The organism is Nonomuraea sp. NPDC005692, assembly GCF_040631115.1.
Classification (GTDB): domain Bacteria; phylum Actinomycetota; class Actinomycetes; order Streptosporangiales; family Streptosporangiaceae; genus Nonomuraea.
Map to the genome: position 1 here is coordinate 31,662 of NZ_JBEXYU010000004.1, position 16,426 is coordinate 48,087.

A 16,426-nucleotide genomic window follows, 5' to 3' on the forward strand; every position below is an offset into this window, starting at 1 on the left:
ATCTCCACCCCCACATGTAGGGAGCCTGCAATGACGCACGTGTCCGGAAAGCAGCGAGCACGCCTGGCGGTGGCGCTCGCCGCCGCGGTGGCGGTGCTCGCCACAGCGTGCACCGGCGGAGGGGGCGCCGCGAAGGACCCCGCCGCGGGGTACGCCAGCCAGCCGGCGCAGTCGGGCAAGCCCAAGGACGGCGGCACGGTCACCGTCGCGCTGACCCCCGGCCTCAGCCCGAACTACATCTACCCCTACCCGCCGGCCGCCGCCAACGGGACCGTCATCGCCCGCGGCCTGATGTGGCGCTCCCTCTACCGGCCCAGCGGCGAGGGCGACCAGGTGGCCGACGCCGAGCTGAGCCTGGCCGAGCCGCCCGCCTACAGCCCCGACCGCAAGACCGTCACCATCAAGATGAAGGACTACAAGTGGTCCGACGGCAACCCGGTCACCGCCGGTGACGTCGTCTTCTCCCTGACCCTGCTCAAGGCGGCGCTCGCGGAGAGCCCGGCCAACTGGAGCTTCTACACCCCGGGCCAGTTCCCCGACGGGGTCACCGCCAAGGCCGCCGCGCCCGACACGCTGACCCTCGAACTGGAGACCGCGTACAACCCGTCGTACCTGATGTCGATGCTGACGCTGCTGTACGTGATGCCGTCCAAGGCGTGGGACATCGACCGCGCGGGCGGCCCGCACCTCGACTACACCAAGCCGAAGAACGCCACGGCGATCTACAAGTACCTCACCAAGGAGTCGGAGTCGCAGTCCACGTTCGCCACGAACCCGCTGTGGCAGGTGGTCAACGGCCCGTACCGGCTCAAGAGCTTCGACCCGACGACCGGCTCGTTCTCGCTGGCGCGCAACGAGTCCTACAGCGGGCCCGGCGACTCGCGGCTCGACCAGGTCGACTTCAAGGCGTTCACCTCGGCCGCCGCGGTGCTCAACCAGTTCAAGGCGGGGAACCTGACCGTCGGCACGCTGGACTCCAGCTTCATCACGCAGATCGGCGCGCTGAAGGCCAAGGGGTTCAACGTCTACGGCGCGCCCGCGCCCGCCCGCTTCGACTCGCTGACCATCAACTTCGGCAACACCGTGAACGGCTTCGACAAGATCATCGCGCAGCCGTACGTCCGGCAGGCTCTCCAGCGCCTGATCGACCAGCCGGGCTACATCGCCGGGCGGGGCATCTACAACGGCGCCGGCTCGCCCAACTACAGCACCGCGGGCAGCGGCTCGCCGTACCCGCCGGCGTTCGGGGACGCGCCGCCGTACCCGCACGACCCGGCGGCGGCGGCCAAGCTGCTCACCGACAACGGCTGGCAGGTGGTCCCGAACGGCTCGACCACCTGCGTGCGGCCCGGCACCGGGCCGGGCGAGTGCGGCGCCGGCATCCCGCGCGGCCAGAAGATCAGTTTCACCCTGGCCTCCGCGAACACCCCCGCCTACGTCGGCGCCCGGGACGTCGCCTTCGCCTCGGCGGCCAAGAAGCTCGGCGTCGAGGTCAAGATCGTCACCAAGTCCCTCACCTACATGTACGCCAACTACGGCAACACCTTCGCGCCCGCGAACAAGAACGAGTGGGCGATGCAGGACTACGGACCCCTCTACCTGGCGGCCGGTTACCCCAGCAGCAACACGGTGTTCAACGCCGAGGGCAGCTTCAACCTGGGCGGCTACCGCGACGACGAGGTGGACAAGCTCATCGACGCCTCGACCTTCGGCGCCGACGCCGGGGCCCTGTCGGCCGAGGTGAGCAAGATCGCCCAGGAACTGCCCGTGTTGTTCTTCCCGACCCCGCACACCCTGGTCGTGTGGAAGGACACGCTGTCCGGCCCGCAGTCGTCGTTCCGGGCCCTGCTCAGCTACCTGTACACGCCCGAGCTCTGGTACTTCCACGCATGACGCGGGACGCCTTCGCCCGGCCGCTGCGCCACCTCGACCCGGCCGCCGCCGCCGTCGCGGACGCCGCCACGCTGCGCGAGCTGGTCGGCGACGCCCGCGTGGTGGCCGTCGGCGAGGGAGCGCACAACGTCACCGAGTTCTACCGGCTCAAGGACCGGCTGTTCCGCATCCTCGTCCGCGAGCTGGGGTTCTCGGCGTTCGTGATGGAGTCCGGCTTCGCCGAGGGGCTGGCCGTGGACGCCTGGGTCCACGGCGGGCCGGGGGAGGCCGCGGTGGTCGCCCGCGACGGCATCACCTACCGGTTCGGCGAGTGCGAGCCGATGCGGCGGCAGCTGCGCTGGATGCGCCGCCGCAACTCGGCGGGCCCGGCGCAGGTCTCCTTCTACGGCATGGACCTGCCCGGCTCGTCCACCTCGCCCGGCCCGGCGGTGCGCGCGTGCCTGGACCGCATGCCGGCCGGGCCGGGCGACGAGGAGCTGCTGATCCTGAGCGACCTGGGCGGCCGTACCGAGGCGGCGGTCCGGTACGCGGCCATGCCCGAGGCCGGCCGCGCCCGCCTGATCGCGGGGCTGCGCGAGCTGGCCGGGCGCGCGCTCCGATCGCAGGACCCGGTGCTGCGCCGGTGCGCGGCCTCCCTCCAGGCGTTCGCCGACGAGGCCGAGGCGGGGGAGGCCGTGCCGGCGGGCGCGCCCTATCCTCGGGAACGGTTCATGGCCGAGACCGTGGAATGGGTGCTCGAACGGGAGGAGCGGATCGTCGTCAGCGCCCACAACTCCCACGTCCGGCGCTCGCCCTTCCACGGCCGGCCGACGCTGGGCGGGCTGCTCGCCGCGTCCCTGGGAGACGACCTGGTGGTCGTCGGCACAACCTACGGCTCCGGCCCGGAGGTCCGCTTCACGCAGCGCTCCCCGCGCCCGTTCGACTGCGACGTCTCGCTGGAGGCGCGCACCCTGCCGCCGAACTGCGTCGAGGCGCCGCTGGACCGCCTCGGCCCGCCCGTGGCCGTCGTCGACCTGCGCCGCGCGCCGGCCGAGCTGTTCGACGGGATCGACGGCACGCTCGCCGGCGGCGGCCTCGACCCGGTGGACGACTTCCCGGCCGCCTACGACGCCCTCATCCACGTCCGCCGGGTCAGCCGGGTCCCCGGCGCGTTCGAACGGCTCCAGGCCGAGTTCGCCGCCGCCCGGCCCGCCCAACCCGCCCATCCCGAACCGCCGGAGTCGTCGTGACCCTTCCCTATCCGCCCGCGCGCACCGTCGAGGTCGTCCAGGACGTCGCGGGCGTCCGCGTGCCCGATCCGTACCGGTGGCTGGAGGAGGAGACGCCCGAGGTGCGGCGGTGGCAGCGGCGGCAGGCCGAGCTGGCCGCCGCCGTCGCCTACGACGGGCAGGACCCGGCGGCCGTCCGGGACCTGATCCTGGCCTTCGACACCGGATCCCGCCCGGCCCTGCCCAGGTACGCGGCCGGCCGCTGGTTCCGCCCGGTCACCCCGCCCGGCGCGACGGCCTCCGCCGTGGTCGTCGCCGACGAGCCCTACGGCCCCGGCAGGACGGTGGCCGACCTGGCCGAGTTCGGCGGCACGGAGGGCGCGGTGCTGTCCTGGCTGGCGCCCTCCCCGGACGGCCGCGTCCTGGCCCTCGGCGTGTGCACCGACGGCAGCGAGCACAACACCATCCGGCTCGTCGAGGTGGACACCGGCCGCACGCTCGACGCGCCCGGCCAGGTCCTGCACAGCGCGTGGGCCGGCGGCGTCTCCTGGACGCCCGACAGCGGCGGCTTCTCCTTCCTCGCGCTCACCGGCCCGCCGGAGGAGTTCCGGCAGGCGGTGTTCACCCACCGCCTCGGGACGCCGGGGGAGACCTTCGTGGAGCCGATCCCGGTCCCGGCGGGCTCGCGGGAGTACACGCTCGTCCAGTTCTCCCCGGACGGCCGCTGGGCCGTGGCCGCGCACCGGGTGGGCAGCCCGATCCCGTGCGCCGTCCGCGACCTGTCCGTGCCCGGGTCGGCGTGGCGGCCCTTCGTCACCCGCTGCGCCGGCACGGTCGCCGGCCACGTCGTCGGCGACCGCTACGTGGCGGTGACCGACGTCGGCGCCCCGCGCGGCCGGGTGGTCGCCATCCCGCTCGACGCCGCCGACCCGGACGACCCGTCGGGATGGGCCGAGCTGGTCCCCGAGGGCGGCACCGTGCTGCGCTCGCTCACGCCGGTCGGCGAGCACCTGTACCTCAGCGAGTTCGACCGGACGTTCGCCCGGGTCCGGATCCTCGACCGCGCGGGCGCCGTCGCCGGCGAGGTGCCGCTGCCCGGCCGGGGCGCGCTCGCCGCCCCCTTCTTCGCCCTGACCGCCCTGGCCACCGGCATGCCCGCGGCCGACTTCGTCTTCGCCTTCTCCACGCTGACCAGCTCCTGGGGCGTCTACCGGCACCGGCCCGGCCATAGCGCGCCGCACACCCTGACGGCCCCGGCGGTCACGCTCGACGCCGAGGTGGCGGAGGGGCAGGCGGTGGCGGCCGACGGGGTCGCGGTGCCGTACCACGTGGTGCGCCCGGCCGGTCTCGACCCGGCGCGGCCCGCGCCGGTGCTCGTCTCGGCGTACGGGGCGGCCAACGTGCCGCTGCTTCCCCAGTACCAGCCGGACCTGGCCGCCTTCGTCGCCGCCGGGGGCGTGCTGGTGCAGGCGTACCTGCGCGGGGGCGGCGAGTTCGGCGGGGACTGGTACCGGGCCGCGCACCGGGAGCGGCGGCACGTCCGCGACTCCGACCTCGTGGCCGTCGCCGAGCACCTGATCGCCGAGGGCGTGACGGCCGCCGACCGGCTCGCGCTGACCGGCGGCTCCGACGGCGGGCTCATGTGCGGGGTCGCCGTCACCAGCCGGCCCGAGCTGTGGCGGGCCGTCCTGCCGCGGGCGCCGCTGCTGGACCTGATCGGCGGCATCCGCGACCCGTACCTCGACTTCGTCATCCGCAAGGCGTGGGCGGACCCGGACGACCCCGAGGAGGTCCGGCGGCTGCTCCGGATGTCGCCGTACGAGCTGGTGCGCCCCGGCGTCTTCCCCGCGGTCTACCTCCAGGCGGGGGCGGCCGACCCGCGGTGCCGTCCCTGGCACGCGCGCAAGTTCGCCGCCCGCCTCCAGGCGGCCCAGCAGGGGGACGAGCCCGTCCTGCTGCACGTCTTCGACGACGCCGGGCACGGCGCGGCCACCCCCCATGACGTGGCGGTGGCCCAGGACGCCGAATGGCTGGCCTTCCTCATCGGCACGCTCGGCCTGCGCGGCGCGGTCAGTCGTCCGGCGCGGACCTGATCGACATCAGGCGCAGCTGCAGCATGGCCGACAGGCGCGCGTCCGGGGAGCCGAGGTCGATCCGGCCCACCTCGGCCGCGCGCCGCAGCCGGTAGCGGAACGTGTTGGGATGCACGAACATCGCGGCGGCGGCCACCGAGACGTCGCCGAAGGCGTCGAGCCAGGCGTCCAGCGTCTCGACCAGGCTCGTCTGGTGCTCCCTGTCGTAGGCGACGATCCGGGCGATCGGCCCGCTGGGGACGTCGCCGCGGGGCACGAGGTCGGCCAGCTCCAGCAGCAGCGCGTCCACGTGCACGTCGTCCAGGCGGGCCACCTGCCGCCCGGCGGCGCCCGAGCGCAGCACGCGCAGCGCCCGGTCGGCGCCCGAACGCGAGTGGGCCAGGGCCGAGTTGTCCCCGGCCGGCCGGCCCACCCCGACCAGCGGGCGCAGGCGGGAGCCGACGCGGGCCAGGAACTCGGTGGCCACCAGGACCGCGCGTTCGTCGGCGTCCTGCCGGTTCTGCGGCAGCGGCAGGATGCCGTAGGCGACGTCGCCGACCAGCGCCGCGGCGGCCCGCGGGTGCACGGCCGACAGGTGCATGGCGAAGGCGTCGGCGAGCCGCTTGCGCTCGGCGGCGAGCTGGGCGGGCAGCGGGCTCTCGCCCGCCGGGCCGACGACGGTGAGCGCCAGGACGACCGCGGGCTCGTCCTTCAGCCCGAGGCGGCGGGCGGCCTCCAGGGAGCCGGGCCCGCTCTCCAGCGCGGTGCCCAGCAGCTCGGCCCGCAGCCGCCGTTCCATGTCGGCGTCGGCGCGCTGCCACACCATGTGCATCGCGACCAGCTTGGACGCCTCGTAGAGCGCCTGGCTGCGCTCCTCGCCCAGCGGCTCGGGGACGACGACCCAGATCGTGCCCAGGATCTCGTCGCCGGCGCGCACCGCGATCGCCACCCGGGGCAGCGCGGGCGGCTGCCTGCCCTCGGGGTCGGGCAGGGGCGCCACGAAGACGGGCCGGTCGCTGCGGTAGATCGCCTGGAAGACGCCGCGTTCCTCCAGGATGCGGGTGTACTGCTCGGGGACCTGGCGGCCCAGGATCGTCCGCACGCGGGAGGTGTCGGTGTCCTCCTGGCGGCTGGAGAAGGCCAGCAGCCGCGAGTGGCGGTCCTCGATGGTGACGGGTGCGTCGAGCAGCGCGGCGATGGCGTTGGCCACGGCGAACAGGTCGCCGGACCCGATCCGGCCCGAGGCGTGGGCGTCGGGGCCGAGCCGGCCGCCGTCGGAGGTCAGCTCGCGCAGCATGCCCGCCAGGTGCGTCCAGGACGCGCCGCGGGCGAAGGCCAGCACCGCCACGCCCGCCCGGCCCGCCGCCGCGACCAGCCGTTCGTCGGCGACGACGGGCGCGCGGACGACCAGCGCGGCGGCGCCGTGCCGCCCGAGCCGGGTCACGACCTGCGCGATCTCGGCCGGGTCGTGCAGGCCGACGCCGAGGACCAGCGCGTCGGCGGGCAGTTCGGGCTCGTCGAGCGGGTCGTGGATGACGACGCCGCCGATGTCCTGGGCGAGCCCGGCGTCGCCGCAGACGACATGGAGCAGGGTGGTACCGAGTTCCTCCAGGACGCGGCCCAGGCTGGCACGCGGGAGGCCGGTCACGGGGACAAGCACGCCTCCGAAGCTAGCGCCGCCCCGGTGGCGTGTCGTTCGTCCGTGACGACGAAATGCCGCCGGTGGATCTGTCGGAACGGACCAATCGGTCAGGACGGCATCGGCACCCACGCCCTGGCGACGGTGACCTCCTCCAGCACCTCCGGGATCGGGGCGACGCCGATCCCCGGGCCGGTCGGCACGGCGAGGTGGCCGTCCACCAGGCGGAACGGCGGCGTCAGGTCGGTCCGGTAGTAGCGGTCGGAGGCCGAGGTGTCGCCCGGCAGCAGGAACCCGGGCAGCGCGGCCAGCGCCACGTTGGCGGCCCGCCCCACGCCGGTCTCCAGCATGCCGCCGCACCACACCGGGACGTCGTGCGCGGCGCACACGTCGTGGATGCGCCTGGCCTCCAGATGGCCGCCCACCCGGCCCGGCTTGATGTTCACCACCTGGCAGGCCCCGAGCGCGATCGCGTCGGCGGCGGCGCGGGCCGAGACGATCGACTCGTCCAGGCAGATCGGCGTCGTGACGCGCTCGGCCAGCCGGGCGTGCCCGAGCAGGTCGTCCTGCGCGAACGGCTGCTCGATCAGCAGCAGGCCGAACGGGTCCAGCTCCGCCAGGTGCCGGGCGTCGCCGCGCCCGTACGCGGTGTTGGCGTCCACCTGGAGCGGGATGTCGCCGAACCGTTCGCGCACGGCCCGGACCGGCTCGACGTCCCAGCCGGGCTCGATCTTCAGCTTGATCCGCAGGTAGCCCGCGTCCAGGTACTCGGCGACGGCGTCGAGCAGCGCGGGGATCGACCCGGTGATGCCCACCGACACCCCGCACGGCACGCTGTCGCGCACCGCCCCGAGCGCGTGGGCCAGCGGGACGCCGCGGGCGCGCAGGTCCGCGTCCAGGACGGCCGTCTCCAGGGCGGCCTTGGCCATCCGGTGCCCCTTGAACGCCGCCAGCGCCGGGGCGACCTTGTGCGCGTCCAGGTCCGCCACGCCGGCCAGCGCCGGGACCAGGAACCGGGTCAGCACGTCGGCCGCGGCGTCGGTGTACTCCGAGGAGTACAGGGGCGCCGTGCCCGCGCCGCACTCGCCCCAGCCCTCGGCCTCGCCGGTGACGACGCGCACCAGCACCGCCCGGCGTACCGTCTCGGTGCCGAACGACGTGCGGAACGGCGTCACGAGCGGCATCTCGACCGTGCGGACCTCCACACCGGTGATCTTCACTCCGTCTCCTGTCTGTCCACGATGTACCAGCCTGTCCGGTCGAAGCCGCGTACCCGGCCGCCGCCTTCGAGCAGCTCGCCCAGCACGTCCCGCAGCGCCCCGCGCCAGTCGGCGGCGCGGGCCGGGTCGCTCTCGCGCATCGCCTCGACGTCGCCGGGCACGCCGACCAGGACGGTGGGCGTCCCGGCGTACCGGACCAGCGGCCCGCCCGCCGCCGACGTCTCCAGCGCCACGGCCGCGCCCGCCGCCCGCGCCGCCGCCGCGTCCGCCACGAGCGGCCGGCCCGCGCAGGCCGCCTCGACGGCGGGCGTCTCCAGCCGCCAGCGGACCAGGACGCGGTCGGTGGCGTCGGCGCGGTTGATGTCGTCGTCCATGGGGCCGTAGAAGTCCGGCAGGTACTCGGCGGGGTCCGCGCCCAGCTTGGCCAGGTTGAAGTAGGCGTTGCGGCGTACCAGCGGGTCGTAGGTCCAGCAGATCTCGCCGACGCCGCGCAGCATGGCCCAGGCCCGCTGGTGCAGCTTCATGGCGAACCCGACGTTGCGGCCCTGCATGCCCGCCAGCACGCCGGCGATGTGACTGTGCAGGGCGGCGCGCGCCGGCGGGGAGAAGAAGCCGAAGCAGGCGCCCACCATCCGGTCGCCGTCGAAGGCGCCGCTCACGTAGCTGCCCGCCTTCGACAACGCGCGCAGCATGTCGGCCGTCACCGGGGGGTTGTTCTCACCGGTGCGCCAGATGTGCTCGTACAGGCGGCGGACGGCTTCCAGCTCGCCGACGCTGTCCAGGGGGCGGATGTCGATGCCCGCGCCGTCGGCGGCGGCCTGGGCCGCGGCGCACGCGGCCTCGACGGGCCGGGAGTCGCGACGGTCACGGATGAGATCAGTCACGCCGGTCATGGTCGCAGCCGCCTTCGTCCCGTAGCTGGTCGGCGAGCACCGGGCGGCGGCGCCCCGTTCGTCCGCCCGGACAACCGCGTCCCGGGTCGCCCTTCCGCGGGGTGGTCACCGCTGCGCGGTCAGCAGGTCGGCGACCAGGGCCGTCAGCAGCCGGGTGCGGCCGGGCAGCTCCGCGACCAGCACGTGCTCGTCGTCGGCGTGCGCGCCGCCGCCGACCGCGCCCAGGCCGTCCAGGGTGGGTGTGCCGACCCCGGCGGTGAAGTTGCCGTCGGAGGCCCCGCCCACGGCGACCGAGGCCAGTGGCCCGATCCCGAGGGCGCCGGCGAGCCGGCACGCCCGCTCGAACAGGTCCTTCGACGCCGACGCCGGGAGCGGCGGCCGGTTCGGCCCGCCGCCGGCCGTGACGTCCGCGCCGGGCAGCACCGGCCGCAGCCCGCGCATCGCCGCGTCCACCCGGTCCTGCTCGCCGGCGTCCCTGACCCGTACGTCCACGTCGAAGCGGGCCCGCGCGGGCACGGTGTTGGCCGTGGTGCCCGACTCCAGGCGGGTCGGGGTGACGGTCGTGCCCAGCGCGGGATCGGCCAGCGCCGCCACGGCCGCGATCTGGTGGGTCACCTCGACCGTCGCGTTCACGCCGCGTTCCGGCTCCAGCCCGGCGTGCGCGGCCCGGCCCCGCACCAGCACCTCGTACCGGGAGACGCCCTTGCGCTCGGTCTTGAGCGCCCCGCCGGGGCCGGCGGCCTCCAGGACCAGCGCCGCCGCGCAGCCGCGCGCCTCGTCCTCGACCAGCCGCCGCGAGGTGGGGGACCCGGGCTCCTCGTCGCCGGTGACCAGGACGGTCACGCCGTCCAGGTCGTCCAGCGCCGCCAGCGCGTGGAACGCCATCACCAGCCCGGCCTTCATGTCGAAGCAGCCCGGCCCGCGCAGCACCCCGTCGCGCACCTCGAACGGGTGCCGCTCCAGCGAGCCGACCGGCCACACCGTGTCGTGGTGGCCGAGCAGCAGCACCCGGGGCTCGCCGCCGAACCGCCACCGCAGGTGGGTGCACCCGTCGATGACGACACGCTCGGCCTCGGCCCCCAGAAGGGCGGCGCCCAGCTCGGCGACGGCCGTGGCGCTGCGGGCGACCGCGGCCAGGTCACCGGACGGCGACTCGCAGCGTACGAGCCGCTCGATGTCGGCGATCATCGCGGCCTCGCGGGCCCGGTCGGACATGGTACGGCGTGGTGTCATGGTGGCTGCCTCCGGTCGGACGGACCGCCCATCATGGTGAACCACGACGCGGACGGGCCTGTCGCACCGGCCAACATCGGCCCGCCCCGTTGGGCCCCGCCGACGACCGCCCCCCGACGACTGCCCCCGTCGACCGCCCGGCTAGGTGAGGTCGGCGAAGCGCTCGACGTCCTCGGTGCGGCCGGAGACGATGATCACGTCGCCGTACGCCAGCTCGGTGTCGGAACCGGCGTAGGTGAACTCCTCCTCCACGCTCTTGACCGCCACCACGGTGACGCCGTACTTGCGGCGCAGGTTGGAACGGCCGAGCGGGACCCCGATGTACTCCTTGGGCGGCCGGGTCTTGGCCATCGCGAAGTTCTCGTCCACCTGCATGAAGTCCAGCATCCGGCCGGTCACCATGTGGGCCACCCGCTCGCCCATGTCGTGCTCGGGGAAGACGACGTGATGGGCGCCGATGCGCCCCAGGATCCGGCCGTGCTGGCGGCTGACGGCCTTGGCCCAGATGTCGTCGATCTCCAGCTCGATCAGCAGCGACGTGGTCAGGATGCTGGCCTCCAGGTCGCCGCCGATGGCCACCACCGCCCGGTAGAAGTCGGGCACGCCGAGCTGGCGCAGCGTCTCCAGGTCCGTGGAGTCGGCGGTGGCGATGTGGGTGATCTGCCCGGCCAGGCTCTGGGCGACCTTGGGCCGGTTGTCGATGGCCAGGACCTCGGTGCCGCGCCGGGTGAGCTCCAGGGCGAGCGAGGTGCCGAACCGGCCCAGGCCGATGACCACGACGGGGTCTGTCTTCTTGTCAGCCAACGATGACACGTTCCTCGGGTAGTTCGTAGCGACGGGTGCGCTCCTTCAGGGCGAGCGCGGAACCCAGCGTGAGCGGGCCGATGCGTCCGATGAACATCAGCACCGCCAGCAGCAGGTGCCCGGCGGCCGTGGTGTCGGCGGTGATGCCGGTGGACAGCCCGTTCGTGCCGAACGCCGAGACCACCTCGAACAGCACCTGGTCCAGGCTGTGGGGCGTGATGGCGAGCAGCAGGTAGGTGGAGACGGCGACCAGCACGACGCCGATCATGGTGATCGAGATGACCTGGCGCTGCGCGGACTCGGCCAGGCGCCGGTGGCCGATGTTCACCCGGGGCTCGCCCCGCAGCTCGGCCCAGATGATGAACGCCAGCAGCCCGAACGTGGTGACCTTGATGCCGCCCGCCGTGCCGGCGCTGCCGCCGCCGATGAACATCAGCAGGTCGGTGGCGAGCAGGCTGCTCGGGTAGAGCTGGCCGATGTCGAGGCTGTTGAACCCGCCCGACCGCGGCATGACCCCGGTGAAGAACGCGGCCAGCAACTTGCCGGAGTCGTCGAGCCCGCCGAGCGTCCTGGGGTTGCGCCACTCGGTCACCAGGAAGACCAGCGTCCCCACCGCGAGCAGGACGAGCGTCACCCCGACGGTGACCCGGGTGAGCACCGACCACCGGCTGGGCCGGCGCCAGGCGCGGGCCAGCTCGAACACCACCGGGAAGCCCAGCCCGCCCACGATCACCGCGACCGCGATCGGCAGGCAGATCCACGCGTCGGTGACGAAGCTCATCAGGTTGTCCGACCACAGCGCGAACCCGGCGTTGTTGAACGCCGACACCGCGTGGAACCAGCCCAGGTACATCGCCCGGCCCAGCGGCTCGCCGTAGCCCGTGACGAAGCGCGCGGTGAGCACGGCGCCGACGATCAGCTCGGAGACGAGGCTGAAGATGACCACGTTGCGCACCACGCGCCGGACGTCGGACATGCTCAGCGTCTTGGTCTCGGCCTGGGCGAACATGCGGGCGCGCAGCCCCAGCCGGCCCGCGACCAGGACGGTGAACAGCGTGGCCATCGTCATGATGCCCAGCCCGCCCACCTGGACCAGCATGGCGATCACCACCTCCCCGGCCACCGACCAGTGGGTGGCGGTGTCCACCACGACCAGGCCGGTCACGCAGACCGCGGACGTCGCGGTGAACAGCGCGGTCAGCCAGCCGGCCGACTCGCCGGTGGCCGTGGCCATGGGCGAGGTCAGCAGGGCCGTGCCGGTCAGGATGAGGGCCGCGAACCCGGTCGCGATGACCTGCGCCGGGTGGTGGAACCGGGACAGGAAGGCGCCCGTCAGCCGCAGGTTTCTCATGGCGCGCCCCCGCCGTGCGCGGCCGGACGGGGGACATGATGTGAGGCGAGCACCATCAGACGGTAGACCACCCGGCCACCGCTCCGGCAAACGCGTCCGGAGACGGGGGCCGGGAGCGTGCCCCGAAGGTAACGCGGCTAAAAATGCGACAAAAACGATTCGGCGTCGGGAAAGCCGTGCAGGTCACGTCAGTAGAGTGACAATCTCGTAGGTGATCACGAACGGGGCGCGATCGGCATGCTGGGGGAGGACACGCCGTACCCGATGCTGGTCGCCGACGCCTCGGGCGCCGTCGAGCGGGCGAACGCCGCCGCCCGGTCGCTGCTGGGCGACACCGCGCGGATCGCGCCGGACTGGCTGGCCCGGGCCCACCACGACCTCTGCGCCCGCCTGGCCGCGTCGCCCGCCGCCGAGGGCGCGCCCGAGGCCGGGAGCGTGCCTGAGCCTGCTCGGGGGCCGGTCGGGGAGCGGGTGTTCGAGGCCCATCCCGTGCGTGCCGGGCGCGACCGCGTCACCTGGTGGCTGGTCGACGTCACCGCGTCGGAGCGGGCCATGGAGGTGCTGCGGGGCGAGCGGGACTCGGCCGCGTCCATGGTGGCGGCGGCCACCGAGCTGCTGTCCTCGCTCAACCTCGACCGCTGCCTGGAGGCGGTCGCCCGCCTGGCCGTGACGCACCTCGCCCAAGCCGCCCGGGTCGTCGTGCCGCTGGGCCCGCGCCGCTACGAGGTCGCCTACCACGAGGCCGGCGGCGAGGCCGTGCGCCGGAACCTGGACATCGATCCGCGCTCCATGCCGGGGCTGGCCGAGGCGCTGCGGGCCTTCCCGCCGGTCCCCGCCCGCTGGGTGGACCCCGAGCAGGCGCCCGGCTGGGTGCTGGGCGAGGGGCGGGACGACACGCGTTCCGTGGTGGTGATCTCGCTGCCCGGCTACGGCCTGCCCGCGGGCGCGCTGATCCTGCTGCGCTCCTCGGCCGGTTTCGCCGCGGCCGAGGAGGTGTTCGCCCGGCTGTTCGTGGCCCGGGCCGGCACCGCGATCTCCATCGCCCGCGTGTACGCCGAGCAGGGGGCCATCACCGAGACGCTGATGGCCGACCTGCTGCCGCCGATGACGCCGTACCTCGACGTCGCCGACGTGGCGGCCCGCTACCGGGCGGCGGGCCACGGGGCGCTGGTCGGCGGGGACTTCTACGACGTGCACCCGGTCGCCGGATCGGGCGGGGCGGCGCTGGTGGTGCTCGGCGACGTCTCCGGCAAGGGGCTGGAGGCCGCCGTGCTGACCGGCAAGATCCGCAACACGCTGCGCGCCCTGCTGCCGCTGGCCGACGACCACCAGCGCGTGCTGGAACGGCTCAACGAGGTGCTGCTCGCCGGGTCCAGCCCGCGTTACGTCACGCTGGTGCTGGCCGGGGTCGAGCGCCGCGGCCACCGGCTGGAGCTGCGGCTGACCAGCGCCGGCCATCCGCCGCCGATGATCGTCCGCAACGACGGCCGGGTGGAGGACGCCCGCACCCGCGGCACCCTGATCGGCCTGCTCGACCAGATCACCAGCGTCACCGAGACGGTGCTCCTGGCCCCCGGCGAGACGTGCCTGCTCTACAGCGACGGCGTCATCGAGGCCAGGGGCGGCCCGCTGGGCGACGAGATGTTCGGCGACGACCGGCTGCGCGAGGAACTGCGGCAGTGCGCCGGCATGCCGGCCGCCGCCCTGGCCGAACGCGTCCAGATGCTCGCCTCCCAGTGGGCGGGCGAACGGGAGCGCGACGACATCGCCATCGTCGCCATCGGCGCACCGCGCGAGGCGCCCGACGGCCCGGACGGAGGTCTTCCGGCGTGAGCGCTTCCGGCGTGCGGGACGAGATCGAGCGCTGCGTCGAGGCGCTGCGGGCGGCGGCGACGGCCGGCGACGAGTACGCCGCGATCGACGCCGCGCGGGCCGCCCTCGACGCCGGCGTGCCCCTGGAGGCCATGCTCCTGGACGTCGTCGCCGTCGCGCAGGCCCGCGTGGGCCTGGACTGGGCGGCCAACCGGCTCACCGTCGCCCAGGAGCACACGGCGACGGCCGTCCACGAGCGGGTGCTGGCCGTGCTGGCCCACGAGCCGGGCGCGCGCGGCCACCGTTCCGGCCCGGACAGGGGACGGGTGAGCGTGGCGTGCGTGGACGGCGAGTGGCACACCTTCCCGGCCCGGCTGCTGGCCGAGGTGCTCCGGCTGCGCGGCTGGCAGGTGGACTACCTGGGCGCGCACGTCCCGACCGCGCACCTGGTCGTGCACGTGCACAGGACCGCCCCGGCCGTGGTCGCGCTGTCCGGGTCGATCGCCACCCGGCTGCCCGCCGCGCACGCGGCCATCAGCGCCTGTCAGGCGGCGGGCACGCCCGTGCTCGTCGGCGGCGCCGCCTTCGGGCCCGACGGCCGCTACGCCCGCCTGCTCGGGGCCGACGCCTGGGCGCCCGACGCGCGGGCCGCCGCCGACCTGCTCGACGCCGGGCCGCCGCCGCGCCGGGCCGCGACCGGGCTGAGCGCGGGACGGCCGCCGCACCTGGCCGGCCCCGAGTACACGGCGCTCACCGACCGGGCGTCCGAGCTGGTCAGAGGCGTCATGGCGGAGCTGGACGAGCACGTGCCCGTCACCGCGGGCGAGGAGCCGACCGGCCACACCGCCGAGGACGTCGCCTACGTCGTGGACTACCTCAAGGCCGCCGCCTACGTCGACGACCCCGGCCTGTTCACGTCCTTCGTCAGCTGGATGGCGTACGTGCTGACGGCGCGGGGCGTGCCGGCCCGGGTGCTGGCCGTCACGCTGGACGCGCTGGCCGCCCGCCTGGCCGGCCTGCCGCGCACCCGCGAGCTGCTCGTCCAGGCACGGGCCGGGCTGCCCGACGGGCCCCGCTGACCGCCGCCCAGGCTCAGTCGCGCTCCTGCCAGGTGCACAGGCAGACGTGGTTGCCCTCGGGGTCGGCCAGCACCCAGAAGCGCGGCGCCTCGTCGGTGTACACCAGCCGCCCGCCCGCCGCCAGCGCCGCGTCGATCCGGGGCTGGACCTGCGCGGGCTCCACCCATACGTCGAGGTGCCAGCGCTGGCGGGGCTCCTCGTCGCCGGACGGCTGGAACCACACGCCGGGCAGCGCGCCGGCCGGGTCGTGCAGCTCGCCCCGGTCATCGGCGGGCATGGCCAGCACCGCCGCCCAGAACGGCCGGACCGTGTCCCGCGCGGGGGTGTCGAGGCCGAGTTCGAACACGGAGACGGACGCCGGGTCGAGGCGCACCCCCGCGTCGGCGGCGAGGGACGTGATCGCGCGCGCCAGCCGCACGTCGCGCTCGGTGACGCCGCCCGCGTCGTGGCTGGCCAGGCGGACGTCGACATGGGTGTAGCGCAGGTCGAGGTCGGGATGGTGGTCCATCTCCTCGGCCACCGCCCCGACGGCGTCGACGAGCGCGAGCCCGGCCGCGAACGTGCCGGTGTGGAGGCGGGTGTGCAGGCCGCCGAGCAGGTACGCCCACCCAGCCGGCCCCTCATGTGCGATCTGCGATCCGGTCAGCTTGGCCATGCGGCCATTCTCGCAGCACTCACCTTCTGCCTTCCGCGCGACTGAGGTGAGCGCAACCAGATCCGTCAGGCGACAGACAGCCTGCGCATGCTCGGCTACCGTCCGCAGTATGGCGTACGACGACGAGCAGGAAGAGCGTCCGGTGTGCGGCATCTGCATGGGTGCCGGCGGAGAGTGGATCGACCGGAACGGCGACTCCAGGAAGCAGTCCACATGGGTGTCGTGCAAGTCCTGCAGTGGGACCGGCCGTAAGTGACGGACCCGATCACCTGCCCCGAATGCCAGGGCCGCCGCGGCGTGCAGCTCGGCGAGCTGTTCCTTTCCTGCACGTTCTGCGGCGGCCTCGGCCAGGTGGGCGGCGAGAACGAGCCCGCCGAGCGCGGCGCGGAACCGCCCCCGGACGGGCCGCCGCCGGCCTGGCAGCACAACGTATGGTCCGACCCGTGGATCGCCGAGACGCTGAAATGCCGCTTCTGCCTCGGCTCGAAGAAGGTGACCCACATCGAAGCGGGCACGCTGGTCATCGTGCCATGCAGGTGTGCCGACGACTGATTCCTCAGCTGGGCG

Annotated in this window: 13 protein-coding genes; 6 read left to right on the forward strand and 7 right to left on the reverse strand. The window is 74.5% G+C overall.

Features of this window, described 5'->3' with window-relative positions:
- The first annotated feature begins 30 nt into the window (after nucleotides 1-30).
- From ABZ459_RS10745 to ABZ459_RS10755, 3 genes are read left to right on the forward strand one after another with little or no spacing between them, the layout of a single operon-like run.
- Nucleotides 31-1,893, forward strand: a complete 1,863-nt coding sequence (locus ABZ459_RS10745) for an ABC transporter substrate-binding protein (protein WP_357968582.1) — start codon at nucleotides 31-33, stop codon at nucleotides 1,891-1,893.
- Complete coding sequence (locus ABZ459_RS10750) at nucleotides 1,890-3,122, forward strand: erythromycin esterase family protein (RefSeq protein WP_357968584.1); 1,233 nt, start codon at nucleotides 1,890-1,892, stop codon at nucleotides 3,120-3,122. The genes ABZ459_RS10745 and ABZ459_RS10750 overlap by 4 nt, the downstream gene beginning before the upstream one ends.
- Complete coding sequence (locus ABZ459_RS10755) at nucleotides 3,119-5,194, forward strand: prolyl oligopeptidase family serine peptidase (protein WP_357968587.1); 2,076 nt, start codon at nucleotides 3,119-3,121, stop codon at nucleotides 5,192-5,194. The genes ABZ459_RS10750 and ABZ459_RS10755 overlap by 4 nt, the downstream gene beginning before the upstream one ends.
- Here the strand turns inward: ABZ459_RS10755 and ABZ459_RS10760 are convergent.
- From ABZ459_RS10760 to ABZ459_RS10785, 6 genes are all read right to left on the reverse strand, one after another.
- Nucleotides 5,172-6,833 carry a helix-turn-helix domain-containing protein gene (locus ABZ459_RS10760; RefSeq protein ID WP_357968590.1) on the reverse strand — a complete coding sequence of 554 codons (1,662 nt, stop codon included), beginning with the start codon at nucleotides 6,831-6,833 and terminating at the stop codon, nucleotides 5,172-5,174. The two genes, ABZ459_RS10755 and ABZ459_RS10760, sit on opposite strands and share 23 nt — an antisense overlap.
- An 89-nt stretch (nucleotides 6,834-6,922) precedes the next feature.
- Nucleotides 6,923-8,032, reverse strand: coding sequence for an o-succinylbenzoate synthase (gene menC, locus ABZ459_RS10765; RefSeq protein ID WP_357968593.1), 1,110 nt, complete (start codon nucleotides 8,030-8,032; stop codon nucleotides 6,923-6,925).
- A complete protein-coding gene (locus ABZ459_RS10770; RefSeq protein ID WP_357968596.1) occupies nucleotides 8,029-8,916 on the reverse strand; it encodes a GNAT family N-acetyltransferase in 888 nt (295 codons plus the stop codon). The genes menC and ABZ459_RS10770 overlap by 4 nt, the downstream gene beginning before the upstream one ends.
- Nucleotides 8,917-9,030: 114 nt before the next feature.
- On the reverse strand, nucleotides 9,031-10,158 hold the full coding sequence (locus ABZ459_RS10775; RefSeq protein WP_357968599.1) for a M20 family metallopeptidase: 1,128 nt from the start codon (nucleotides 10,156-10,158) through the stop codon (nucleotides 9,031-9,033).
- A 141-nt stretch (nucleotides 10,159-10,299) separates the two neighbouring features.
- Nucleotides 10,300-10,962 carry a TrkA family potassium uptake protein gene (locus ABZ459_RS10780; protein WP_357968601.1) on the reverse strand — a complete coding sequence of 221 codons (663 nt, stop codon included), beginning with the start codon at nucleotides 10,960-10,962 and terminating at the stop codon, nucleotides 10,300-10,302.
- Complete coding sequence (locus tag ABZ459_RS10785) at nucleotides 10,955-12,313, reverse strand: potassium transporter TrkG (RefSeq protein WP_357968603.1); 1,359 nt, start codon at nucleotides 12,311-12,313, stop codon at nucleotides 10,955-10,957. The genes ABZ459_RS10780 and ABZ459_RS10785 overlap by 8 nt, the downstream gene beginning before the upstream one ends.
- A gap of 237 nt (nucleotides 12,314-12,550) precedes the next feature.
- On the opposite strand from ABZ459_RS10785, the gene ABZ459_RS10790 reads away from it, so the two are divergent.
- Nucleotides 12,551-14,146, forward strand: a complete 1,596-nt coding sequence (locus ABZ459_RS10790; RefSeq protein WP_357968606.1) for a PP2C family protein-serine/threonine phosphatase — start codon at nucleotides 12,551-12,553, stop codon at nucleotides 14,144-14,146.
- Nucleotides 14,143-15,204 (forward strand): cobalamin-dependent protein, encoded by a 1,062-nt coding sequence (locus tag ABZ459_RS10795; RefSeq protein ID WP_357968609.1) that lies wholly within the window; start codon nucleotides 14,143-14,145, stop codon nucleotides 15,202-15,204. The genes ABZ459_RS10790 and ABZ459_RS10795 overlap by 4 nt, the downstream gene beginning before the upstream one ends.
- 13 nt (nucleotides 15,205-15,217) lie before the next feature.
- On the opposite strand, the gene ABZ459_RS10800 is transcribed toward ABZ459_RS10795, so the two are convergent.
- Nucleotides 15,218-15,859, reverse strand: a complete 642-nt coding sequence (locus ABZ459_RS10800) for a 4a-hydroxytetrahydrobiopterin dehydratase (RefSeq protein WP_357968611.1) — start codon at nucleotides 15,857-15,859, stop codon at nucleotides 15,218-15,220.
- A 252-nt stretch (nucleotides 15,860-16,111) separates the two neighbouring features.
- On the opposite strand from ABZ459_RS10800, the gene ABZ459_RS10805 reads away from it, so the two are divergent.
- Complete coding sequence (locus ABZ459_RS10805) at nucleotides 16,112-16,411, forward strand: hypothetical protein (protein ID WP_357968614.1); 300 nt, start codon at nucleotides 16,112-16,114, stop codon at nucleotides 16,409-16,411.
- Nucleotides 16,412-16,426 lie beyond the last annotated feature (15 nt).

Excerpts from the sequence above, each read along its gene's own strand:
- ABZ459_RS10745 (WP_357968582.1), top strand. The coding sequence starts at position 31 with ATGACGCACGTGTCCGGAAAGCAGCGAGCACGCCTGGCGGTGGCGCTC.
- ABZ459_RS10750 (WP_357968584.1), top strand. The coding sequence starts at position 1,890 with ATGACGCGGGACGCCTTCGCCCGGCCGCTGCGCCACCTCGACCCGGCC.
- ABZ459_RS10775 (WP_357968599.1), bottom strand. The coding sequence starts at position 10,158 with ATGACACCACGCCGTACCATGTCCGACCGGGCCCGCGAGGCCGCGATG.
- ABZ459_RS10785 (WP_357968603.1), bottom strand. The coding sequence starts at position 12,313 with ATGAGAAACCTGCGGCTGACGGGCGCCTTCCTGTCCCGGTTCCACCAC.
- ABZ459_RS10790 (WP_357968606.1), top strand. The coding sequence starts at position 12,551 with ATGCTGGGGGAGGACACGCCGTACCCGATGCTGGTCGCCGACGCCTCG.
- ABZ459_RS10800 (WP_357968611.1), bottom strand. The coding sequence starts at position 15,859 with ATGGCCAAGCTGACCGGATCGCAGATCGCACATGAGGGGCCGGCTGGG.